17 protein-coding genes and 2 pseudogenes are annotated in these 23,211 nt (G+C 43.9%); 2 read left to right on the plus strand and 17 right to left on the minus strand.

Features of this window, described 5'->3' with window-relative positions; translation table 11 throughout:
• Positions 1-95: 95 nt before the first annotated feature.
• The 10 genes and pseudogenes from DMB88_RS25430 to DMB88_RS25475 all read right to left on the minus strand — a co-directional run bounded on the left by DMB88_RS25430 (position 96) and on the right by DMB88_RS25475 (position 11,359).
• Positions 96-868, minus strand: a pseudogene (locus tag DMB88_RS25430) (sigma-70 family RNA polymerase sigma factor).
• The gene (rsbW, locus tag DMB88_RS25435) at positions 865-1,317 is read right to left on the minus strand and encodes an anti-sigma B factor RsbW (protein WP_128103561.1); all 453 of its coding nucleotides are present in this window, start codon (positions 1,315-1,317) and stop codon (positions 865-867) included. The pseudogene DMB88_RS25430 and the gene rsbW overlap by 4 nt, the downstream one beginning before the upstream one ends.
• Before the next feature lie 18 nt (positions 1,318-1,335).
• On the minus strand, positions 1,336-1,674 hold the full coding sequence (locus DMB88_RS25440) for an STAS domain-containing protein (protein WP_128103562.1): 339 nt from the start codon (positions 1,672-1,674) through the stop codon (positions 1,336-1,338).
• Between the two features lie 86 nt (positions 1,675-1,760).
• Positions 1,761-3,434 carry a response regulator gene (locus DMB88_RS25445; RefSeq protein ID WP_128103563.1) on the minus strand — a complete coding sequence of 558 codons (1,674 nt, stop codon included), beginning with the start codon at positions 3,432-3,434 and terminating at the stop codon, positions 1,761-1,763.
• A 15-nt stretch (positions 3,435-3,449) separates the two neighbouring features.
• Positions 3,450-4,322: a CheR family methyltransferase gene (locus DMB88_RS25450; RefSeq protein ID WP_128103564.1), complete on the minus strand. Its 873-nt coding sequence runs from the start codon at positions 4,320-4,322 to the stop codon at positions 3,450-3,452.
• 256 nt (positions 4,323-4,578) lie between these two features.
• Positions 4,579-8,298 carry a response regulator gene (locus tag DMB88_RS25455; protein ID WP_128103565.1) on the minus strand — a complete coding sequence of 1,240 codons (3,720 nt, stop codon included), beginning with the start codon at positions 8,296-8,298 and terminating at the stop codon, positions 4,579-4,581.
• Positions 8,295-9,464 (minus strand): PP2C family protein-serine/threonine phosphatase, encoded by a 1,170-nt coding sequence (locus tag DMB88_RS25460; RefSeq protein ID WP_128103566.1) that lies wholly within the window; start codon positions 9,462-9,464, stop codon positions 8,295-8,297. Before DMB88_RS25460 ends, DMB88_RS25455 begins: the two co-directional genes overlap by 4 nt.
• Before the next feature lie 336 nt (positions 9,465-9,800).
• Positions 9,801-10,145 (minus strand): YflT domain-containing protein, encoded by a 345-nt coding sequence (locus tag DMB88_RS25465; protein WP_056693378.1) that lies wholly within the window; start codon positions 10,143-10,145, stop codon positions 9,801-9,803.
• Positions 10,146-10,239: 94 nt separating this feature from the next.
• On the minus strand, positions 10,240-10,773 hold the full coding sequence (locus tag DMB88_RS25470; RefSeq protein WP_128103567.1) for a hypothetical protein: 534 nt from the start codon (positions 10,771-10,773) through the stop codon (positions 10,240-10,242).
• Between the two features lie 76 nt (positions 10,774-10,849).
• On the minus strand, positions 10,850-11,359 hold the full coding sequence (locus DMB88_RS25475; protein ID WP_128103568.1) for a DUF948 domain-containing protein: 510 nt from the start codon (positions 11,357-11,359) through the stop codon (positions 10,850-10,852).
• Between the two features lie 220 nt (positions 11,360-11,579).
• On the opposite strand from DMB88_RS25475, the gene DMB88_RS25480 reads away from it, so the two are divergent.
• Together DMB88_RS25480 and DMB88_RS25485 are read left to right on the plus strand one after the other, a co-directional pair.
• Entirely contained in the window at positions 11,580-11,744 is a 165-nt protein-coding gene (locus tag DMB88_RS25480) for a DUF1328 domain-containing protein (RefSeq protein WP_017692264.1), read from the plus strand.
• 400 nt (positions 11,745-12,144) lie between these two features.
• The gene (locus DMB88_RS25485; RefSeq protein WP_128103569.1) at positions 12,145-12,621 is read left to right on the plus strand and encodes a hypothetical protein; all 477 of its coding nucleotides are present in this window, start codon (positions 12,145-12,147) and stop codon (positions 12,619-12,621) included.
• A gap of 119 nt (positions 12,622-12,740) precedes the next feature.
• On the opposite strand, the gene DMB88_RS25490 is transcribed toward DMB88_RS25485, so the two are convergent.
• From DMB88_RS25490 to DMB88_RS25515, 7 genes and pseudogenes are all read right to left on the minus strand, one after another.
• Entirely contained in the window at positions 12,741-13,631 is an 891-nt protein-coding gene (locus DMB88_RS25490; RefSeq protein ID WP_128103570.1) for a cation diffusion facilitator family transporter, read from the minus strand.
• Between the two features lie 510 nt (positions 13,632-14,141).
• Positions 14,142-15,766 (minus strand): annotated as a pseudogene (locus DMB88_RS25495) (ABC-F family ATP-binding cassette domain-containing protein).
• A 397-nt stretch (positions 15,767-16,163) separates the two neighbouring features.
• Positions 16,164-17,252 carry an MBL fold metallo-hydrolase gene (locus DMB88_RS25500; protein WP_128103571.1) on the minus strand — a complete coding sequence of 363 codons (1,089 nt, stop codon included), beginning with the start codon at positions 17,250-17,252 and terminating at the stop codon, positions 16,164-16,166.
• A 65-nt stretch (positions 17,253-17,317) separates the two neighbouring features.
• Positions 17,318-17,470 (minus strand): cytochrome bd oxidase small subunit CydS family protein, encoded by a 153-nt coding sequence (locus DMB88_RS30370; RefSeq protein WP_156395355.1) that lies wholly within the window; start codon positions 17,468-17,470, stop codon positions 17,318-17,320.
• Between the two features lie 5 nt (positions 17,471-17,475).
• Complete coding sequence (locus DMB88_RS25505) at positions 17,476-18,510, minus strand: cytochrome d ubiquinol oxidase subunit II (protein WP_128103572.1); 1,035 nt, start codon at positions 18,508-18,510, stop codon at positions 17,476-17,478.
• Entirely contained in the window at positions 18,507-19,853 is a 1,347-nt protein-coding gene (locus tag DMB88_RS25510) for a cytochrome ubiquinol oxidase subunit I (protein WP_128103573.1), read from the minus strand. The genes DMB88_RS25505 and DMB88_RS25510 overlap by 4 nt, the downstream gene beginning before the upstream one ends.
• A gap of 387 nt (positions 19,854-20,240) precedes the next feature.
• Entirely contained in the window at positions 20,241-23,093 is a 2,853-nt protein-coding gene (locus DMB88_RS25515) for an ATP-binding protein (RefSeq protein ID WP_128103574.1), read from the minus strand.
• Between the last annotated feature and the right edge of the window lie 118 nt (positions 23,094-23,211).

Below are 23,211 nucleotides of genomic sequence, written 5' to 3' on the forward strand. Positions count from 1 at the left end.
ACTCACTAATCCATTCAAAAAAGGACACGTATGCATTCCAGTGGAATCACGTGTCCTTCATTATGCCGAACTCAACTTCATCAAAAATTTACATCTCATAGCATCGAAGCATTTGACATAATCTGTTTTAACTTCTCGGTTGCTCGCTTCTGAATTCGGGATACACTCATTTGAGATACACCCAATTTCTGCGCGATCGCCCGCTGAGACTGACCATCTTGGAACGCCAAGATGAGCACTTTCTGCTCTTGTTCCTTCAACTGTCCTAATGCCTGCTGTAGATCCATCCGCTTTTCAACCGAATCAAAGTCATTGACATCCGCACTAATAAGTTCACCTAATGTCGCCGCACTCTCATCTTGTGATAGCGGGGAGTCTAGGGAAACATAATGGTAACACTCACGGCCAGCCAATACTTCAATGGTTTCCTCCGGGGTAAGGTCAAGATAATGTGCAATTTCGTCTACACTAGGTGAACGTTCCAGTTTCACGGTTAGTTCATCGATAGCATGCTGAACGAGAGCACCCTTTTCCTTAATCCGTCTAGGTACTTGAATGTACCAAGATTTGTCTCGAAGGTAGTTTTTCATATGACCGATCATACTCTTCATGGCGTAAGGCTCGAAAGGAATCCCTAGGTTAATATCGTATTGCTGGAGCAATCGAATCAACGCCATCTGTCCTGTCTGATATAAATCCTCATACAGATCGGGACGATTTCGGGCAATCTTGCCTGCTGCCATTTTTACCATCGGTTCATATTTGCGGATAAGAACAGTAGCAATTTCGTTATCCTTGGTCTGCTGGTATTCCCAGATCAAACCTACAGCTTCAGACATGGACTCTGGGGAGTCACTTTTTCATTCATACTTTCTCCTCACTTCTTGCAAGACGTTTAACGAGTACTACTTTCGTACCTTTGCCCGTCTCACTCTCCACACTGACATCATCCATCAACGCTTGCATCAGATAGAACCCAAGTCCACCGATCTGAGCATCTGACAGTTCCTTGTCATGCAGGCCAGCACGTGTTGCTGCCGGGTTGATGTGGTCAAAGCTTGCACCTTCGTCTTTTACTGTAATCGCGAGCGTTTCGCCATCCACCTCAAATACAACTTCAACCATGCCGCCTTCGTGGGAGTAGGCATACAGTACAGAATTGTTACAAGCTTCGGATACAGCCACTTTCATATCCTCAATATCTTCATAAGAGAATCCCATTTTGGATGCTACCCCATAAAGATTAAGTCTTACGATATCCACATAATCAGCTGTTGCCGGTAAGTTAAGGGTAATTCTTTCAACTTCTGCATTCATTCCTTTTTCGATCCTTTCCTATTGGGAATTCTTCTGTGAGACAAAGAATTTGGCAATACCCGTCATATCAAAAAGCTTCTGTATCTGTGCAGGAACTTCTTGTACTTCGAAGCGTGCTTCCATTCCATGTCGTGCCTTCAGAACAGATAACAGGATTCCGATCCCTGTACTGTCGATATACTTGAGGTCCTTCATATTGATAATCAGATCTTGTTCTTTGTTGTCCACAAGCGGCTCCATGACCAAACGGAATTCAGGAGCAACCGACAAATCCAGCTCGCCAGTCAGATACACCGTGCATACGCCTTCGTGTGTCTCGGTCTTTGCGTTGAATTTTTCATTTTTATTTGTATTCATTAGACATCTCTCTCCTGATCAATGGTTTCCTTACTAATAACCCAACTTGAGCCTATGTGAAACAAAACAAATGTTGGTAAATTATTTTAATTGGCATGATTCATGGCTGATGATCTGGGTTTAAACATTTTTCGTTGTTCCTGAAATCGCGATAATTTCTGCTTCACACTGCCCATTTTGACAGGTTTGCTAATATAATCATCCATCCCCGCTGCGGAGCAGCGTTGTTGAATACCATCCATCACATTTGCTGTCATGGCCAAAATAACAGGCTGATGCGTCTGGGGAAGACGTTCACGAATGATTTTGGTACATTCCAGTCCATCCATGACAGGCATCTGCAGATCCATAAATATATAATCGTATTTTGGATGTTCTAGAACCATGTCGAGTGCTTTTTGCCCATCCTCAGCCAGATCTGAGACAAATCCAAGCTTGCTCAGCATGATCGACATCAGCTTTTGATTAATAGGATGATCATCCACAATTAACACTCTTGGCTGATGCTCGTAATTTTTCACATCAGACGGTTGCTCATCACCACCGCCAACCACAAACTCGGTTTCCACATATCGCTGTGCCTGGATCGTAAATACAAACGTAGCTCCGCGCTTCTCCGATGTATCCAGATAGATGTGACCACCCATCATCTCAACGAGAGTACGACAAATAGCGAGCCCTAGCCCTGTTCCGCCGTATTTGCGTGTCATCGAGGTATCAAGTTGGGAGAATGGCTGGAACAGACGATCCACTTTGTCAGCAGAGATACCAATGCCAGTATCTTTTACGGCAAACTCCAGTGTCATTCTTCCGTCCTTCTCCTCATTGACCGATACGATAAGATAAACCCCACCATGATCCGTGAATTTTACCGCATTAGCAATCAAATTCATTAATACTTGGCGCAATCTTGCCATGTCTCCATAAACAAGCTGGGGAACGGAAGATTCCAGGAAATAGTCCAGTTCGAGATTTTTTTTCCCTGCTTCCACCGTAAATAAACCTAATACCTCCCGAATGCAAGCAACCAACTCAAACGGATGCTCCTCCAGCTCCATTTTGCCCGATTCCATCTTCGTAAAGTCGAGAATGTCATTAATTACCGTAACTAGAGCATCGGCACTACGACGAACGATGTCCGCATATTCTTTCTGGTCTTCCTTAAGCTCTGTCTCCATCAGTAGGTCAACCATACCGATGACTCCGTTCATCGGTGTACGGATCTCGTGGCTCATCATGGCGAGAAATTCGGTCTTGGCATTGGCTGCAATCTCTGCTTCTTCCTTAGCCTGAATGAGTTGCTGGTTCATCTTCTCCAGTTCCTGCGTTTTTTGATGCAGCAGCATGGTCTGGGTCTTTAATCTTTTATTCGTCATAAACATCTCAACAAATCCCTCAATTTTCGATTTCAAAATCTGAGGAATAAACGGTTTAACCATGTAATCAATAGCTCCGGCTGAATAGCCTGCAAACAAATGCTCGGCTTCCCTGCTGTTTGCAGAGATGAATATGATGGGCACATCCTTAGACTTATCGCGGGCTTTAATTAGCCTTGCAGTCTCAATTCCATCCATTCCAGGCATTTGCACATCAAGCACAATGACCGCAAATTCGTCTTTCAGCAAACAACGAAGTGCCTCTTCACCTGAAGTTGCTTTGACGAGTTTATATCGTTCCGATTCCAGAACCGCTTCCAGAGCAAGCAGGTTCTCGGGGCGGTCATCTACCAACAATATATGGATTGGTTCATTAAGCCCCATGACTTGCCTAACCCCCTATTTTATCTTCCGGTATATTTTTTCCGTCCGGTCTAACGGCTCGTAGGCATCACTGAATTCCGTAAAATGTATCGATTCTTTAGACCCCAGAACTAGGACACCGAAGTGGCTTAAACTTTCATGAAATAACCCGTGCACCTGATTCCGCAGTTCATCATTAAAATAAATCATGACATTGCGGCAGAAGATCACATTAAATTCGTTAAACGAACGATCTGTAGCCAGGTTATGTTCGGCAAAAATAATATTTTTCCGCAGGTAAGGATGAAATATAACGGAATTGTACTTAGCTGTGTAATATTCTGAGAAGGCTCGAGTTCCTCCAGCCTCCAAATAGTTAGTCGTGTATAGTTTCATTTTCTCAATGCCGTATACGCCTTCCTTGGCTTGTTGCAATGAGCGATCATTCATATCTGTCGCGTAAATTCTTGCTTTGTCATACAATCCTTCTTCATGAAGCATAATCGCCATCGAATAGACCTCTTCCCCTGTAGAACAACCCGCATGCCATATTCGGATATAAGGGTAGGTTCGTAACACAGGAATGATCTGTTCTCGGAACGTACGGAATAACGATGGATCCCGAAACATCTCCGTTACAGGAATAGACAGATTCTGCACAAATCGTTCGAAGGCTGAGCGATTATGAAGCACGCGCTCCTGCAAAGCAGATATCGTTTTTGCACCTTCTGCATGTGCATAATGCCAAATTCTTCGTTTTAAAGAAGGCAAGGCATAATTTCTAAAATCATATCCATATAGACGGTGCATACCTTCCAACAGCAATTCGATTTCAATCAGTTCGCGCTCTTCATCTTGTGCCAAGCGGTCTGATTCTACCCCCGCCTCGGTAGGTTCCCACGATGTCATAAATTCTCTCCACTCTTCTTTTGTTACTTACGTTTATACAAAATGAACAAACGATGATTACACTTGCCACTCCGATGACAGAACAGCCTTCCGATCGCTGTTATCCCCAGATTTTTCTGATTCCCTTCTCCAAAGGGAAAATCCGGGGATAAAGGCGAACGCTTTGCTTCTCCATGCTATTTCTGTCCTCTTCGTTTCCGTGTAATAATTATTCATTTTATATATCATATTGTCCTTCATTACCCAAACTAGTGGCTTACGAATACAGCCATACACGCATTAATGATAATAATTGATCCGTTTGGATCGGCTTTTTCACATAATCGGATGCGCCAGCCTCAATACACTTGCCACGATCATCCTTCATTGCCTTCGCCGTTAACGCAATAATCGGCAATTTCTCGAATTTAGGAATCTGTCTGATCCGTGTCATCGCTTCATAACCATCCATCTCTGGCATCATCATATCCATCAATACGAGGTCAATTTCCGGATCTTGTTCCAGAATCTCTATTGCTTCTCGTCCATTCTCAGCAAAGGTAACATCCATGCGATATCCTTCTAATACACTGGAAAGAGCGAATACGTTACGAATATCATCATCGACAAGCAATATTTTCTTACCTTCAAATAACGTTTCTTTGTTGTGCAGCTTCTGCAGAATCCGTCGTTTATCTTCAGGAAGATTCGCTTCTACCCTGTGCAGGAACAAGGTGGTCTCATCCAACAAACGTTCTGGAGATTTCACATCCTTGATAATGATGGATTCCGCATATTTACGAAGCTTCGTCTCTTCCTTACTATCAAGCTCTTTTCCTGTATAAATAATAATAGGCAGATCACTCAAATATTCGTCATCCCTAATCTGATCCAACAGCTCGAATCCGGTCATGTCGGTCAGCATCAAGTCTAACACCATGCAATCATAACGCTGGCTATGCAGCTCGGTTAAAGCTTCTTTTCCTGTAGAGACAGCTGTTATTGCCACATCATCATGACCTATCAATTCAATAATGGCTTTACGCTGAGTTTCGTCATCCTCCACAATTAACAAACGCTTCAATTGGTTCTCTGTATAGGATTCGATATGTGAGAAGGCTTTATCCAATGATTCTTTACTGGACGGCTTCTTCAAGTAAGCTATCGCACCCATCATCAATCCTTGCTTCATGTCATCAATGACTGAAATAACATGTACCGGGATATGACGAGTGGTCGAACTACTTTTTAGTTCACCCAAAATCGCCCAGCCATCCATCACAGGTAATTGGATATCCAAAATGATCGCGTCAGGCAAATATTGACGAGCCATTTCAAGCCCCTTATCTCCTTGCAGCGCTACAATCGCTTTGAAGCCTCTTCCTCTCGCCATATCCATCAAGATATGGGCAAACTTCACGTCATCTTCGATAATCAAGAGAACTTTGTCACCTTCTGCAATTTCACCTTGATCATCCTCTACCGTTGTTGATGCTGTAGCCTCTGGTGCTGACAGTTCAATAAGTGCATTGCTGTCAGGATCTGGCGTGATGACAGTCTGTCTGCTTGAACGCATCATTCGAGCTTCTCTTTGTCTAGTAGGCATTTCAGAAGTAACAGCTGCCTCAGCGAGTGACTCCTCTAAGGGAGCTTCATCTTCGTGATTATCAGGTAAATACAATGTAAACGCACTACCTACACCCTCAGAAGATTCTACCTGAATGGCTCCACCGAGCAGGCGAGCAAGTTCACGGCTGATGGATAATCCTAGTCCCGTGCCTCCATACTTACGACTCGTTGTACCATCCACCTGCTGGAAAGCTTCGAAGATCAGATCTGTCTTATCGGATGGAATTCCGATCCCTGTATCCTTCACAGTAAATCCTACGTATTCCTGATTATTGTTCAGGTACCCTGGAAGTTCTTCTGGGGCAATTTTACGTCCAATAATACTTACAGACCCTCGGTTCGTAAATTTAAAAGCATTCGACAGCAAGTTACGAAGAATTTGTTTCACACGATGGCTGTCTGTATATACCCAATCTGGCAGATTACTGTCGAAATCAATATGGAGATCAAGCTCTTTTTTGTTCGCCATGGCGCCAAAATTCTGTTCGACAAATTGAGTCAACTCTTCCATTCGAACGGTCTCATAGTTGATATCCATTTTACCTGCGTCTACTTTTGACAAATCTAGGATTTCATCGATCATTTTCAGTAGATCTGCACCGGACATATAGATCGTTTGAGCGTACTCTTGTTGTTTCGTACTTAGATTTCCATCCTTATTCTCAGACAATAACTGAGAGAGAATCAGTAGGCTGTTCAGCGGTGTACGTAATTCATGCGACATATTAGCCAAAAACTCAGATTTGTATTTGCTTGTCATCGACAACTGCATAGCCTGCTGTTCCAACTGCGTTTTGGTCTTCTCAATCTCGTCGTTCTTCTCTTCGACTTCACGCACCTGTTCTTCAAGAGCACGCGTCTTCGCAATCAACTCGGTATTAAAATGCTCAAGCTCCTCCTGTTGTCGCTGCAGTAACTCCTCAGAACGTTTGAGTGCGCCAGTCTGTTCCTCTAAGTTTTCATTAGAGCGTCGCAATTCTTCCTGCTGTGTCTGCAGTTCCTCGGATTGCACTTGGAGTTCCTCCGTGAGAGCCTGAGATTCACGCAATAATTCTTCCACTCGCAAACGACGGCGAACGTTGTTAAGGATAACACCCAAATTCATAATCAACTGAGAGAACAATTGTTTATGCAGATCGGTAAACCCATCAAATGAAGCCAGTTCTACCACACCAATAAGCTCATCCTCGAAAACAACGGGATAGATCATAATGCTGGTAGCTCGCGATGATCCGGATGCCGAACCGATATGCACATAATCCTCCGGTGTATTCTCTACAACAATCGGATTCATATCCAGAGCCGCCTGACCGATCAACCCTTCTCCGATGCGATAAACTTCTTTACCGACACTCCCATTCTCTTCAAAAGCATAGGCTCCATATCTTCTTAATTCATCTGGATGTTTCTCCTCATCCACTAAATAAACGACACCTAGTTGTGCACCAAGCACAGGCGTAAATTCACTAATGAACATTTGCGAAATCTGACGAATCGAACCGATCCCTCTTAACAATTCTGGAACTCTTGCAATATTAGAACTCATCCAATTCTGATCCTGCTGTGCTTGCACATAAGCTTTTTCGATTTCCATTTTCTCTTCTAAGTCACCCGATACTTCTTTGAACACTGTCGCGATCTGACCAATCTCATCTGTCGACTTGATTTTAATCCGTCGAATGGTCCGATATCGTCCCTGGCCAAAGCTTGTAATCATCATGGATACCGTGTTCAGACCACGAGTAATGCTTGGCAGTACCCACATGATGACACCTAATGCCATTAACACACCAGCGATCATAATGCCAAATGTGATCTGTACAGCTCGTGTATAAGCTTCGTTGGCCGAAGTTATTTCTGTATCGATCTCCTGATCCTGATAGCGTGAAAGAGCATTGAGGCTATCTACCGCCTCTTTCTGAACAGCGAGTCCCGTCGAATTACGGTAGTTATTCGCATCCTCTACACGCCCCTGCGACATCAGGCTGAGCTGCCTCGTACCATAAGCCGCATAAGCATCCCATGCCGTGTTGACTCGATCAACTAACTGATGCTCAGACGCACTGTCGGCTCGCTCACGCACCTCTGTGAGATATCCCTTGGCTTTATCCATCATTTCCTTGAGCTCACCGTCAGCGGCGCTAATCGAATTGGTCGGGTTGAGCAACAAGTTAGCCAGCACTTTGGCCATATCGTTCACTTCTCCGCGTACAGCCGACGTAAATCTCACCTTCATATAACGCTCCTGATACATCTGATCCAATTGCTGATTACTGTTGTTTAGCCGCTCATAACTTATAAATGTAAGAACAATTAAGATTGCCATCAGAGCGGTAAAACCTATCAGCAGTTTGTTCCTGATTTTCACTCCGCTTCCGCCCCTTCACTTAACGTGATCCATACCAGACATTTATCGTCATCCCGCTCCTGAGGAATTTCGTCATCAAAGAACAAGGTTTGCATCAAAGGCTCATTCCACCCATGTGGACCTTTCAACTGCTCCTTGAGAAATTCAATTTGTTCCTCCTGATCTCCTGGGACAGCTTCCGTTAATCCATCTGTGTATAGGGCAATATGACCTTCACCCTCATAATGAATCGTCTGAGGTTCAATATCCATTTTATCGAACAGACCTACTGGGCAGCACACGCTGTCAAATGTTGTGATCGAACCATCTTCACGGAAAAATAAAGCCGGTGGATGCCCTGCGTTAACATAATCGATCCGCTTCTTCCGCGTATCAACGACTAGGTAGATCGCAGTGAAATAATACTGTACCAATTGTTTGCCTAGATGAAGCTGATTGAATCGCCGATTCAGCTCCTGAACTACCTTCTCTGGATCTACATACGTTGTCACCGTGTCCTTCAATACGGAGGCGATAAACATCGTAAATAATGAAGAAGAAATACCGTGACCCATCATATCCAGCAGTATTACACCATAGCGCCCTTCACCTAGGGGATACCACGAATACAGATCACCTGCTAGTTCGAAGGATGGTTTATAGATGGCATTCACATGAAATAAAGGATCTTCAATCGCTGGGCTAAGTACAGCGTTCTGAACCATGGCCGCAAGCTTAAGCTCATCCTGGATACGTTGATCACGCTCCTTATGCCAATCCTTCTCCTGCTTCAGACGCAGTGCCAACCTAATGCGAGCCATCAGCTCCACTTTGTTAATTGGCTTCGTTACATAATCGGAGGCACCGGCATCTAGCGCTTCCGCCAGCTTTTTGGAATCTCCAATAGCCGTAACCATAATGATCGGAATGTCCTTGAGATTCTCAAACTTTTGCACGATGCTACAAGCTTCGATCCCGTCCATTTCAGGCATCATCATATCTAGCAAAATAAGGTCAATATCCGACGGTCTCGGACGAAGTTCATCACTTTCTCCACCTATTCCGAGGATTTCAAACATCTCCATCGCAGAACTAGCGGTTACAATGTCACGATAGTTCTCTTTTTTCAGAATTTCTCGAATGATAATGACATTCGTCGGATTGTCGTCAACAATAAGTATTTTCATTTCTATCTCCTTATCTGTGGCGTTCCGGGTTTGTCGATTCGTTGGTTTTTGTAATAACATGTAACAACCCTAATGTTACATTTTCTGCATTTTACACGACGGTAGACATAATAATTCCTACTATAACTATAAGCGTAAAAATGAAAAACTGCTATCTGTAAATGGCACCATCAGAAGGAAATTCCCCCGCTGGTTACCTTGTTTTTGCCGCGGTTCTGACCCGCTTCCAAACTTGCAAAAACATAGATAAGGAATGGGGAAATCCCCATTCCTTATCTATGTTTTTGATTCAATACGATACATTAGATGAGCGTAACCACCGGAAGCTTGTACGCTTCAATCTTTCTTTTTGGCAATCACTAATACTTTACCTTTATCTAATTCACTTTCGTAGAAGTCCGCTTCCGCTTCAGTGAATCCCATTGATACAATTTTGGCTCTGAGCTCATCTCCACGAGAACGGAACAGATTAGCCATGGAATCAAACAATCCCTCTTCCTTGATGCCAATTTCATTCGCATCCGCTGTGTCTGCAATTCGATCCGTGCGATCCTTTTCATGGGCAAGAACGAAGATATGATCAGCAAGGTATCCGGTATTTTGCAGCTCTTTCACTGCTTCTACCGCCTGGACTCCGTTTTCTACCACTTTAGCATAAGCTTGCGCATTGGTTGAATTCATCGTTTCCACTCTCCTCTGATATTCTTCTTTCTCAAGCTACTTTTAATATATAACCATAGCATTTAGGGATGAAACGCTTTATGTTTTTTTGTCCCTAGGACAAGTTTGCATCGAATAGATCGATCCCCTCAATTTCATCAGTTCCTGGCTTCAAATAAACTTTCAAAGCCTCATCTCCGCGAAGGTACACCTCTCCATCCTCTGCAATAACATAAGGTTCACCAAGCTCCTCTTGTATGGATCTAAGATCCATCTCTATCCACTCTTGATTCAACTTAAATCGTTCTTGAGAGGCATCAATATGAACATATTGAATCTCTCCAGTATTTTCGCAAAATCCCACTTTCACATCCTGAAAATTAAATTCAGGACATCCTAGATAAGGATCTTCATTTATATCAATCGGTTGGCCCTTTTGATACAACATTTGATGCATGCCGTCATCCAAAGAAATATCATTTAGAGTCCGAAATGCCTCAACTGGTTCGGATCGATCTACAGCCAGACTAACTTCTGGCGTTTTCTCTTCCAATACCGTCCATGGCAGATCATGAGCAGCGGTTGTCGCTGCCGGTTGAACGGAAAAGGGAGAAATTACGCTAAACATTACAAGCAATAGTTTCATCATGATTCTCACCCTTTCATGAAGTTCAGATTCGTCACCGCTCTAAATGACTTCCTTCAAGTTAACCTTATATTGTTAATTACTTACGAACACGTTGCCAAAGGTTAGCTGCAAGATCCACATACTTCAACCAATTCTTCCCACCATTTGCTGCATCATTATATGTAGCATCATAGCTTTGCAGGGTACGATCCGTCTTGGTGGCTGGCGTTGCCTGTACATGGATTGGTTCAACAGCTTGTTCTTCTTGTTGACTGGAGCGTTTTGTTTGGAATTTAGCAATCATCGTAGAGGAAACTTGTTTCGCCGCAGCAGTTACTTCGTTGAGTACTTCGCCTAGGTTTTGAACAGATTCCATAACCGGATCAATCTTTTTCATTTTGTGTTGCACATCCGCCGTAATATCATTTGCATGTCTTACCGTCTGTTTCACTTCATAACTGAGTTCATCAATCGTTTTTTGGACTTCCTGTAACGTCTGGGATACATTGTCCAATGAACTCTGAGCGGATTTTAGAGTACGAATTAAAAAGAAAACCAAGACTGCAAAGGCCACCGCAATTAAAGCCACGCTAATTTGATAGATCATAGAAGAACCTCGCTTTCGATATACTATCTGAATTGTTATTGCTATAGTTACCCGACCATTTCCGGGACGAAACAAATGATAAAACCCACTTCATATATTCACTTTCTTGGAAAAATGATGAATGTTTCAACCTAAAAGTCCTCGGTTAAAGAACAACTACACAAGGCTGCGAGGTGAACAATTCTCGCTCCAAAATTCCTAAACGAAAGGATGAAAACTCATGTTGAAATGGTCTGTATTGTTTCTAATTATTGCACTTGTCGCAGGTATTTTCGGATTTTTCGGAATCGTTGAAGCAGCTGCTTCAATCGCTAAAGTCCTCTTCTTCATCTTTGTTGTACTGTTCGTAATCTCCCTCATTACGGGACGAAGCCGAATGCGATGAATGAGGCAACGCAATGAAAATCACGCAGTACATACAAAAGTCTATCGCGCTAACATTAGCCGGTAGGCTTTTGTTCGTTGTACACAGATGAATACATGGTTTGACATGCGAAGCAGCCACTATCCTCTATTATGTATTACACTCCCTTCTTCTCTATTCCTGAACCGCTCTCCCGGCAGTTATAAAATTACAACGTAAATAGGACCTTTTTGACATAGCCAACCTGAATTTATCCCACTGAAGTATGATTTTTACAAGCATCCCTAATACCCACAAATGCTCCAGTTGACTCTGGAGAATGCAAGAAAATATTGTTATAATTTGTGATTCATAGGTGAGCTTGCTTGGTTATTTTTAACACAGGACAACAAATTACATACCTACCGAGGAGGAATTACAAATGAAAAAAATCGTAAGTTTTGCCGCTGCTTTAACGTTGATGGGTTCGATGGCTGCTGCCGCAGGTGCTGAGGAAGCGGTTACTGGAACAGTAACTCCTGAAACTGGAACTGAAGCAACAACACCAGCAACCACAACTCCGGCTGTTGAAGTTAATAAACCGGCTGTAGAAACAGTAGAAGGCACGGTTGAGGGCGTTACAGGTACAACAACAACTGAAACTTCAACAACTACACCTGACAAAATGTTCGATGAGCCTGTTGTAAAAGCGGGAGACGAGGTTCTTGAGCCTACGATGCTGCTTAACCTGTTAGAGCGCACTTGGTTCTATGATGCTCCAAACGGCAAGCCAATCGGTGCACTTGGTTCACAAGTAATCGACACCACAGGTGAAGTTGTTGATGGTTTTGATGGTGGCGAGTGGGTACAAGTGTACACTTGGAAAGGTAAAGCTTGGATTCACGTTGCTATTCAGTAATATCGTATAATCCTTCTAGCCATAAGTAAAGAGGACAGCACGTGAACCCGTGACTGCCCTCTTTTTATTTTGGAAACTGAAATATCATGATCGTTAATCCTTAGCTTACTGTATCGTTTTCACTCATTCTTTGGAGTAGCGTTTTCTATTCTGGGTTCGACATGTACATGTACATGCATAATGTTGTGCGATCGTTTCAATCCTTCCTCCACCCTGTCACAGATCTGATGACCTTCAATCAGACTAAGTTTCCCGTCTACCTCAATGACGATATCCACTAACACATGACTCCCATGAACACGTGCCTTGACATCCTTAATTGTCTCTACGCCAGGAACACGGGCAACAGAAGAGCGAAGATCGGTTAATTCCTTCTGATCAAAACCATCGGTCAATCGGTGTGTGCAGTCTCTGAAAATCTCCCAAGCTGTCTTGCAGATCAGCAATCCTACAGCGATAGCTGCGACTTTATCAAGCCATGGTAGACCGAATTGTGCACCGATGATTCCAACTGCTGCTCCAATACTGACCCACGCATCCGAACGATTGTCCTTGGCTGCTGCCATAAGCGCCTGACTGTTAATTTGCTTGGCTAGACGAGAGTTATAGCGATACACACCTAACATTGAAATCGCGCTTATAATCGCAACTCCGGCTGCCAAGAGATTAGGGGCAACAAAGCTGCCAACATACCAGGATCTTACGGCTTCAACTAGCACTTGAAGTCCCACCACAGCCATAATAAATGAAGCAATCAGTGCCGCTATCGTCTCTGCCCGAAAATGACCATATGTATGATCTGAATCCGGAGGCTTTTGTGAAATCCGGAGGCCGATCAGCACTGCGACAGAGGCTACAATGTCGGTAACATTATTATATCCATCGGCTACCAACGCACTAGAATCAAAAATATAACCACTGATTAATTTAAAAGCAGACAAGACGAGATAAGCTGCTATGCTAATCCAGGCTCCCCGCTCTCCCTTACGGATTTCTTCATAAGCATTCAAACCAGTGCTCCCCCTTTACGATCTCTCATATTGAAGTCCGTGCTCAAACAACATCTTCAAGCTCATTCATCGCATTTTATCAGGTTGCCCTTGTAGGGCTTTTGTAAAACGTATAAAATAAGGACATCCCGTCCAAATCGGACGGCTTAACTGTAAGACCGGGAGGGAAATAACGATGAGCGATAATACTGAACAGAAAAAATCAGTTTGCAGGATGCGATACGTCAAAAATTGGCGCAAAAGAAGGAACAATCAAAATCCGGTAACCAATCCAGCGCCTATTTTGAAGGCGGTCCAAAAGCAATGAAGAGCCAAAACAACAAAAAGCCTAACAATCAGCGCCGCCGTACTGGCGGATCCTAGGCCCTTTGGGTATTTCCCAAGGCACGCTGTAGGGTGACCTCTAACGGCCTCTATGCTAGGTAGTTATGTATGTATGATGCAAACAAAAAAGAACCGCGACTTCCTCTAAGGAAGCTTCGCGGTTCTTTTTATATATCTATCTTTTATTTACGCTTCAACCGGGTACATCTTATTCCGTAATTCCTTAATCTCGTCGCTCTCCAGGTATTCATCATAGCTCATTTGACGATCAATGATGCCTGTTGGCGTGATTTCAATAATACGGTTGGCAATCGTTTGAATGAACTGATGGTCATGAGATGTAAACAGCATTGTGCCGTCAAAATCAATCATACCATTGTTCAGCGCTGTAATGGATTCGAGATCCAAGTGATTCGTTGGCTCATCCAGAATCAATGCGTTAGCACCGGTTTGCATCATTTTCGCCAACATACAGCGAACTTTCTCTCCCCGGAAAGCACGCTTGCTTTCTTCAAGGATTCCTCACCCGAGAACAGCATCCGTCCCAGGAATCCACGCAAGTAGGTTTCATCCTGATCTTTGGAGTACTGGCGCAACCAGTCAACCAAAGTCATCTCGACACCGTCAAAGTATTTGGAGTTGTCTTTCGGGAAATAAGCTTGTGATGTCGTTACACCCCAAGTATATTCACCACTATCAGCTTCAACTTCACCCATCAGGATATCAAACAACAGGGATTTGGCATTACCGTTCGGACCCACAAATGCGATTTTGTCGCCTTTGTTCACGACAAAGCTAAGTTCATTCAGCATGTTTACACCATCAATCGATTTGCTTACACGATCAACAGTCAACAGCTGTTTACCCGCTTCACGCTCAGGCTTGAAGTTGATGAACGGATATTTACGGTTCGATGGACGAAGATCGTCCAATGTAATTTTGTCGAGTTGTTTCTTACGAGAAGTCGCTTGCTTGGACTTCGACGCATTTGCTGAGAAACGTTGAATAAAGGCTTGTAGCTCTTTAATCTTCTCTTCTTTTTTCTTGTTCGCATCACGTTGCAATGCAAGTGCCAACTGGCTGGACTCGTACCAGAAGTCATAGTTACCTACATACAACTGGATTTTACCAAAGTCGATATCGGCAATGTGTGTACATACTTTGTTCAGGAAGTGACGGTCATGGGATACGACAATAACAGTACCTTCATAATCCATCAAGAAGTTCTCCAGCCATTGAATGGATTCGAGATCCAAGTGGTTGGTAGGCTCATCGAGAAGCAGGTTGTTTGGGCGACCAAACAATGCCTGTGCCAAGAGTACACGTACTTTTTCGTTACCACTTAGTTCAACCATTTTCTTCTCGTGCATATCACGGTCGATACCGAGACCAATCAAGAGTGCAGCAGCATCTGGCTCAGCATCCCAGCCGTTCAACTCTGCGAACTCACCTTCAAGTTCACCTGCACGCAAACCATCTTCTTCCGTAAAGTCAGCTTTGGCATACAAAGCATCCTTCTCCTTCATGATGGAATAGAGACGGCTATGACCCATAATTACAGTTTCGAGAACTGCATACTCATCATATTCAAAATGGTTTTGCTTCAAAACGGCCATACGTTCGCCCGGGGTGATGTGCACCTCGCCCGAGTTTGCTTCAATTTCACCTGACAAAATTTTCAAGAACGTTGATTTACCAGCACCATTGGCACCGATCAAGCCGTAACAGTTACCTGGTGTGAACTTGATATTCACATCTTCAAAAAGTGCACGTTTTCCGTAGCGGAGCGTTATGCCGCTTGTACTAATCATTAAGCATTACCATCCTTTATTTATTAATCTGCATTCTGCATGAATAGCAACTTGCATTAATCTTGGATTCAATATCCCGTAGCCTATTCTGGCACCATATTATAACACAAAAAAGCGGCAAATTCGAAAATTGGCCGCTTTTTACATTAAGATACATGTTCAAAAAGGACGGTTTTCAGTACCGAGAAGATGGGATGAAGATAGAAATGGAGTAGCAGAGCGTAGGGAAACCTACGTGAGCATCGGACATTTCGGCTGAATCCCATCTTTGACGCAGAGATGCCACCCGGGCATCCTGCGTAATCAAAAGCAGACTTTTTGAACAACCTCTTAAAGATTTGGTAATAAATTATTCATGCGGATATAACCTTACATTAGCATATTTGGCTTGCTATTGTTAGTCCTGTTTATGTGTTTCATGCTTGATACGTAATGTCTCTCCGTGACCCAGCACACGAATTCGCTCCGCGCTTATCCCTAATTTCTCACGTTCCGCTTCCAGACGGTCAAGCGCCTCCTTAGGCGTATCATCGGCCAGTCTGAATGTTCCGTAGTGCATAGGCACCATAAGCTGGGAGCCACACTCCACGAATCCCTGCAATGCTTCTTCTGGTGTCACATGTTGAGAGGTCATAAACCATTCTGGATCATATGCACCAATCGGCATCAGCGTAACGCCTATATCGAAACGTTCACCGATCGTTTTGAACCCTGGAAAATACCCCGTATCCCCGACAAAATAAACAACGGGTGGCTTCTCTACGCTTTCCTGCGCCGCTAAGTGCTGCGATGCAGAAGCTTCGGATTGTTGTATATGAGACGTGTTGCCTGTTGTATCTGCTGAATTGTTTCGCGTGTTCGTAACAGCCATTTCCTCAGCGTCTTCAGAAGATGTGGGATGAACCACCTCCAAGACATAACCGCCCCAGTGAGAGCTGTTAGTGTCAAACAAAGTACGACGAGTCCAGTGTTGAGCAGGTACAAAGCTTATTTTGACACCACCCAATGTAATATGTTCCCACCATTTCATCTCATGACACCGGTGAAAGCCTTTACGGATCATCTTCCGCTTGAGTCCATCTGGAACGATTAACAGCGTTTTGGCTGTAATCAGCTTCCGTAAGGAAGCCAGATGCAGATGATCATAATGGGAATGGGAGATCAAAATAATATCGAGCGGTGGAATATCCTGAATCGGAATACCAGGGGCACCCAGTCTACGCTGAAATCCCATTTTCTCTGCCCATACCGGATCCGTTACGATATTTAAACCGTAGTATTGAATAAAAAAAGTGGAGTGACCAATCCAGGTAAGGGTCGTCTCCTCCCGATTGGCATGCAAGTAGTCTAACTCCGGTGGGTGCTTAGGTACAGTGTACGAATAATCCTTTACCTTTTTGCGCCGCTCTTCCCTCCACTGCTTGAATTCCTTCAACGTCTTATCCGTGCTTACATTATCAATATTGTTATAACGAATTTTCGGCATGAAAGGGTCCTCCTCCCTTCCTACTATTTTAACCCAGGATCAGCCCATTTGAAAAAAAAAGCCTGTTAGTCCTTTGGGTTTTTGCACATCGCCAAGTACACAAATAAAAAGGCAATTGCCGCTACGATAATCAGTGGTGGAGCATACATGATCGTGAATGTCTCAAAAAAACTCAAACCTGTAATCCCGGGAATGCCGGAAACACCCTCCAGATACATGAAGTTCATCCCTTCTTCTTGCCCGAATATCCACGGACGTAATTCGCATCAAATAGAAACAATTTCATAATCAAAACCAGTGATGGAATGAGCACCAGTAGTCCCAAACTGAACGCTGTAATCAGCGCAATGCCCATCGTTCGATTCGTAAAGCTATCATATATATTAATGTACGGATACAGGATGTACGGCAAATGGGAACGTCCATATCCATACCATGCGAAGGCAAATTGCAGCATCACGGCGATAAAACACCAGCCCAAATATTTTCGCTTCCACACAAGTGTCAGGGCGATGACAAAACAAATAAACGAGGCAATAAACATCCACGAAATATCGAGCATCCGTTCAAAGTGAAGCGGATTTTGTTTGTTAATTTGCAAAAACGCAAGAAAACTCGCAAAAATCGTGGGTAGGCTCCATAACAGCGCATACTCTCTCAACACCTCAAAAGCAATTTCATCCCCTGCCCGCTTGGCATAATAGGACAAAAACATCGCCGAAATGTATAGCACACTCACAAGTGCCAGCAATACAACAGACCAAGTGTAGGGGTTCGTCAGAAACTCTCTCCAGCGAAAAAATACCTGCTCACCAACCTGCTCAATAATGCCTCCTTCGGATATAGCCAAAATGGTGGAAAATACCGCCGGAATCAATAGCCCTGTCGCTCCGTATAAGGCCATATAAATCCGACTGTTCTTACCATGGTTACCATAGGTATTATAGGCGTAATACACACCTCGGATCGCCAGCAATACAATCGCAAGTGAGCCGGGCACTAGGAGTGCCGTGCCGTAATAGAAGGCACTGTCGGGGTAAAACCCCACCAGACCCACAACAAAAAAAATAAGAAATACGTTCGTAACTTCCCACACTGGAGATAGATATCGCTGGATAATGTTGTGAATCTTATTCTCGTGACCAGTTAGCAGACTATAGAAGCTGAAAAAGCCTGCTCCAAAATCAATGGAGGCTACGATTAGATATCCAAATAGAAACGTCCATAAGATCGCAATGCCTGCAATTTCAAAGCTCAATGCACGATCCCTCCTTCAAGCCCCAGTGAATCCAGCTCTTTCTCTGCTTCCTTGTTACGAAATAGCTTGCTAAGCACCCGAATACAAGAGAAGCAGAGTATCAGGTACAGCACAATGAACAGCACCAGCATCCAACCTACAGATGAAGATGTCGTTGCCGCCTCGGATACTTTCATATATCCCCGTAATATCCATGGCTGCCTTCCCACCTCTGCAAACATCCAACCGAGCTCTATCGCAATCATTGCGAGTGGTCCGAGTAGAACAATGCCTAATAAGAGCCACTTCGGATACGGCTTGCGCCCTGGTAACCAACGACGAAACACATAGAGCACCGGAATCAATAAGATGATCACTCCTGTGGTTACTTTAAGATCGAACATATAGTGAATGGATAATGGGGGTCTAAGGTCTGCTGGATACTCTTCAAGCCCTTTCACTTCCGTATCAGGACGGTTCCCTGCCAAAATACTAAGTGCATATGGGATTTCCAATGCATACTTTACCTCGTTGTTCTCATCCAAAATTCCCCCATAGACTAACGGTGCATTTTTCATCGTCTTAAAATGCCATTCAGCCGCCGCCAGCTTCTCAGGCTGGTACTTGGCTAAGAATTTACCAGAAGAGTCTCCAATCATGACGGTACTTACCGCAAAGACAAGCGCGCTCACTGTCGTAAGTTTCAGCGCCTTTTTGTAATACACATGATCCCTTCCCCGAAGCAAACTGAATGCTGCAATTCCAGCAAGCACGCCTGCACTCAGCGTGTAAGAAGAAGCCAGTACATGAGATACTTTGGTTGGCGTAGCTGGATTCAGCATCGCGGCAATCGGATGGATATCCTTCATAATGCCGTTCACAAGCGTGAATCCCTGAGGCTGATTCATAAATGAATTAACGGTTGTGATAAATATGGCCGATGCCGATGATCCTAACGCAACCGGAATCAGCAGCAGCATATGTGTGTATTTCTTTTTGAACCGATCCCACGTATACAAATAGATACCCAGAAAGATCGCCTCGATGAAGAACGCAAATGTCTCCATGAAGAGTGGCAGCGCAATCGCTTGACCTGCAACACGCATGAACATCGGCCAGAGCAAACTGAGCTGCAACCCGATGGATGTACCGGTTACTACACCAACGGCTACGGTAATGACGAATCCACGCGCCCATCTCCGTGCTAGCAATGTGTAATGAATATCATTGGTACGCAATCCGCGCCATTCTGCCAGAGCAATCATTAGCGGAACGCCAACACCGATTGATGCAAAAATGATGTGAACAAACAGAGTAAGACCAGTCAAAATACGACTTAGTAGAACTGGATCCAGCGATGACATGGGTGACACTCCTCTTCAGCATAGTCAGTATGTATTGCTAAGCTTCGGTTATTAGGCATGAGAGAAGCCTTTCTCAATAACTCATGATCCGAATGATACTTTTCACAACGGCATATAACACCACAACGGCAGCTACCAGACAGACGATGATGAGCGTTTTCTCCTGTTTACGAAACATATCCCAGCCATCCTCCTTATTCACGAATTGCAAAAATTGGCTCTATAGACAGTTTGCAAAAGTTCATCTTTTTTTATCCCGAAAAATGTAAAATACCAAAAAAGCCTTTACCTTCGCAGTACGCCTCGCGCACCGAAAGGTAAAGACTTCATTGAACAAACCTTAAATTATAGCTTTTATGATGGGCAATGAATTCCTAATGTCAATTACTACAAGAGTTCATTCTGTTTAGGCAACCTGATCTTAAATGTACTTCCCTTACCCGGTGCAGATATGAAGCCAATTGTACCTTGATGATCCTCTACTATTTTCCGCGAGATGTACAGTCCAATACCGGTTCCACCAATCTGGCGATGATCCGAATTATCCACACGGTAAAACTTCGTAAAGAGCAGATCTTTCACGTTCTCTGCGATACCAATGCCGTAATCACGGACATCAATACATAACCACTCCTCTTCTTCCCACAGAGTGATATCAATACGATCCGTACCTGGAGAATATTTGACCGCATTGCCTATGAGATTGTGCATCACCTGTACCATTCGATTCTGATCCGCATAAGCAAAGAAATCACCATTAAATGCATGAACCTCAATACGCTGAACCGACTTCATGTTCCATTGCTCGGCGACACCCTCCACCAATTCAAGCAGAGGTACATATGTTTTGTGATACGTTAACCCTTCGTTATCCAGTCGCTGGATATCCAGAACATCATCAAGTAAACTGCTGAGCCTTGCCCCCTCAGATGAGATCGTCTCCATAAACTCCTGACGCTGGGATGCCGGCAGATCATACATCATCATTAACTCTACATATCCCATAATGGTCGCTACCGGAGTACGCAATTCATGGGATACGACACTAATCAGCTCATTCTTCATTCGGTTCAAATTTTCTTCCTGTGTTCGATCTCGGAACACCAACAAAAATCCATGGTTTTTACCTGGCACATCTACCTGCTTGATATATAGAGAGAACACACTTTTCTCCACATCGTTAAACCAGAACTCCGTCTCCACAAAGGAACGTTCTCCGTTCAGGAACGCTTGGGTTTGCTCTGTCAGATTAAAGTCATCGGTTATGACGATCTGATCAATTCTTTGGGCAAAATCTTCAATCGACTTGCCTAGGAAATTTCCTAAGCCAAACATCTCTTCAATTCGTCTGTTCACGATTGTAATCGTGCCTGAACGGTCAGACATGACAAGTCCTTCACGGACAGACTCAATAAAATGCTCACTAATGTCCCGCTGCTCCTGAATCGCATTCTTCTCATGGAACAACTCTGCATTTAATTGCTCTAGAGCAAGGGCATGCCGTACACGTTCTTCTTCGGCTCTCGTTCGTTCGGTAATATCCTTAATAAAGAGGTTGTATAACGACTCATTGTTGCCCAGACGAATCTCCACAATCTTGTATTCAATCGGAAATAACGCCCCGTTCCGGCGAATACCGGAAATTTCATCGACGATGGTATATCGCTTGCCCTGCTTATACTCGTATTGCTCAAGCATTTTTTTGATTTCAGCACAGCTTGCGCCTTGAAATAGAGACGGGGCATTCGTTTGCAGAATGACCTCTTCCCGCGTTAAACCGAACATTCTCTCGGCTTCAGGGTTGAATTCTATAATAAGTCCATTGGAATCCACTGCGATAATGGCATCAATGGAAGAATCGATAATGGCGCGCTTGATCTCCTCGCTATTCTTCAACTCTTTGGTTCTTTCCCTGACTCGATCCTCCAGCGTAAGTTTGTCCAGACGAATCTGCTCGAATTGTTCGATAAGCACATCAGCCATTTTACGCAAATTACCAATCAGAATCTGTACTTCAGTTACGTGGCTTGTTGGCCACTCCATCTTGCCATTATTGCGGAATAACAACCGCGGCAGAGAGCCTGTCACACGAGTAAGTCGTTGCATCGGACTTACCACTTTGCGACTGAGCGGAGCAGCAACAATCATGGAAGTAACGATTATCATAAACAGACTCTGGAGCGTGGTCAGGTAGACCGATTCAATACGATTATAATAATTTTCAGAGCTTGTCTCGATGATGACCCGATAAGGGAAATCTGGTATCTGATTCGCTTCATAGATGAACGAAATCTGTTTCCAGAAATCGAGCACATTCCGCTGATGTGATTCAACAGAATGAATTAAAAGTTCATTTTCTCCTGCCTGGATCAGTCGATACTGCTCCAAATCGAGCACATCTCCATTCCTCAGATTGCCTAATCCCGAGGCAGCCACCCTGCCATCATCTGCATGAAGCAGTATTACATTCACACCTAATAGATGATGGTATCGCTCCACATTCTGAGTCAAATTGTCTGCCGTTACATATCCTCTGTTCAAATCCTCAACAACTGCCACAGCCGCATGCTCCAGATTCGAACGAATGGCATCATTAATCTGATCGAGTTGTCTACGGCTATCTGCCGATAACAAGGCTAGTGATACGATTACCACAAAAGCCACCACGTATTTGAACGCAATCCGAGAAAGTGGAATTGTGCCCGTTCTTTTCGCCTTGTCCTCTCCTGTCGTAATCCAAAAATCCACCACAATGCCCGCAATCAGTGCATTAACCATGCTAATGACAGCAATGTGCATATAGGTATACTTCACATCTTCCAGACTCATGCCCTGAATGAAGTAGCCATACGTTGTTATTGGCAACAACATCACTAACCAAAATACCGCATTGGCTTTAATGATACTGCCATTCTTCCAACGAATCTGCCACACTAACATCCATATGAGTTCAACATAACGTAGCATAGCGATGACCATCGTTTCAGGCTGTACTCCTGCAAACAAAAGTTTCAAGATAAGAATAACGGTCATAGCCACGAATCCATAGATACCACCATGTAAACGCAAGGCAACGAGCACCGCTGCACTTACCAGTACCAGATTTACGCCACAAAATAACGTCACCGGAAAAAAACTGCTCGCTGTACCCAAAAGGATAAGGATTGCTGTTCCAATCCAGGGCACACGCAGTTTCAATATGACCCACTCCAGTATCTGTCTTGCCTTGATCTTAGCCATAAGCACATATCCCTCTGATGTTTCTCTTATGTATTTTGAATGGCAAGCCTAGTTCCTCCCATAAATAACGGTAAATAACGACACTTTTCCCCCTAAATCGTCTCTAATCTATTATACT

This window comes from Paenibacillus sp. DCT19, assembly GCF_003268635.1.
Taxonomy (GTDB): domain Bacteria; phylum Bacillota; class Bacilli; order Paenibacillales; family Paenibacillaceae; genus Paenibacillus.

What these genes read in the sequence shown, in the direction of transcription:
- rsbW (WP_128103561.1), bottom strand. Translation starts at nt 1,317, where the DNA reads ATGAATGCAGAAGTTGAAAGAATTACCCTTAACTTACCGGCAACAGCT.
- DMB88_RS25440 (WP_128103562.1), bottom strand. Translation starts at nt 1,674, where the DNA reads ATGAATACAAATAAAAATGAAAAATTCAACGCAAAGACCGAGACACAC.
- DMB88_RS25445 (WP_128103563.1), bottom strand. Translation starts at nt 3,434, where the DNA reads ATGGGGCTTAATGAACCAATCCATATATTGTTGGTAGATGACCGCCCC.
- DMB88_RS25450 (WP_128103564.1), bottom strand. Translation starts at nt 4,322, where the DNA reads ATGACATCGTGGGAACCTACCGAGGCGGGGGTAGAATCAGACCGCTTG.
- DMB88_RS25460 (WP_128103566.1), bottom strand. Translation starts at nt 9,464, where the DNA reads ATGAAAATACTTATTGTTGACGACAATCCGACGAATGTCATTATCATT.
- DMB88_RS25465 (WP_056693378.1), bottom strand. Translation starts at nt 10,145, where the DNA reads ATGAATTCAACCAATGCGCAAGCTTATGCTAAAGTGGTAGAAAACGGA.
- DMB88_RS25470 (WP_128103567.1), bottom strand. Translation starts at nt 10,773, where the DNA reads ATGATGAAACTATTGCTTGTAATGTTTAGCGTAATTTCTCCCTTTTCC.
- DMB88_RS25475 (WP_128103568.1), bottom strand. Translation starts at nt 11,359, where the DNA reads ATGATCTATCAAATTAGCGTGGCTTTAATTGCGGTGGCCTTTGCAGTC.
- DMB88_RS25480 (WP_017692264.1), top strand. Translation starts at nt 11,580, where the DNA reads ATGTTGAAATGGTCTGTATTGTTTCTAATTATTGCACTTGTCGCAGGT.
- DMB88_RS25485 (WP_128103569.1), top strand. Translation starts at nt 12,145, where the DNA reads ATGAAAAAAATCGTAAGTTTTGCCGCTGCTTTAACGTTGATGGGTTCG.
- DMB88_RS25500 (WP_128103571.1), bottom strand. Translation starts at nt 17,252, where the DNA reads ATGCCGAAAATTCGTTATAACAATATTGATAATGTAAGCACGGATAAG.
- DMB88_RS30370 (WP_156395355.1), bottom strand. Translation starts at nt 17,470, where the DNA reads ATGTATCTGGAGGGTGTTTCCGGCATTCCCGGGATTACAGGTTTGAGT.
- DMB88_RS25510 (WP_128103573.1), bottom strand. Translation starts at nt 19,853, where the DNA reads ATGTCATCGCTGGATCCAGTTCTACTAAGTCGTATTTTGACTGGTCTT.
- DMB88_RS25515 (WP_128103574.1), bottom strand. Translation starts at nt 23,093, where the DNA reads ATGGCTAAGATCAAGGCAAGACAGATACTGGAGTGGGTCATATTGAAA.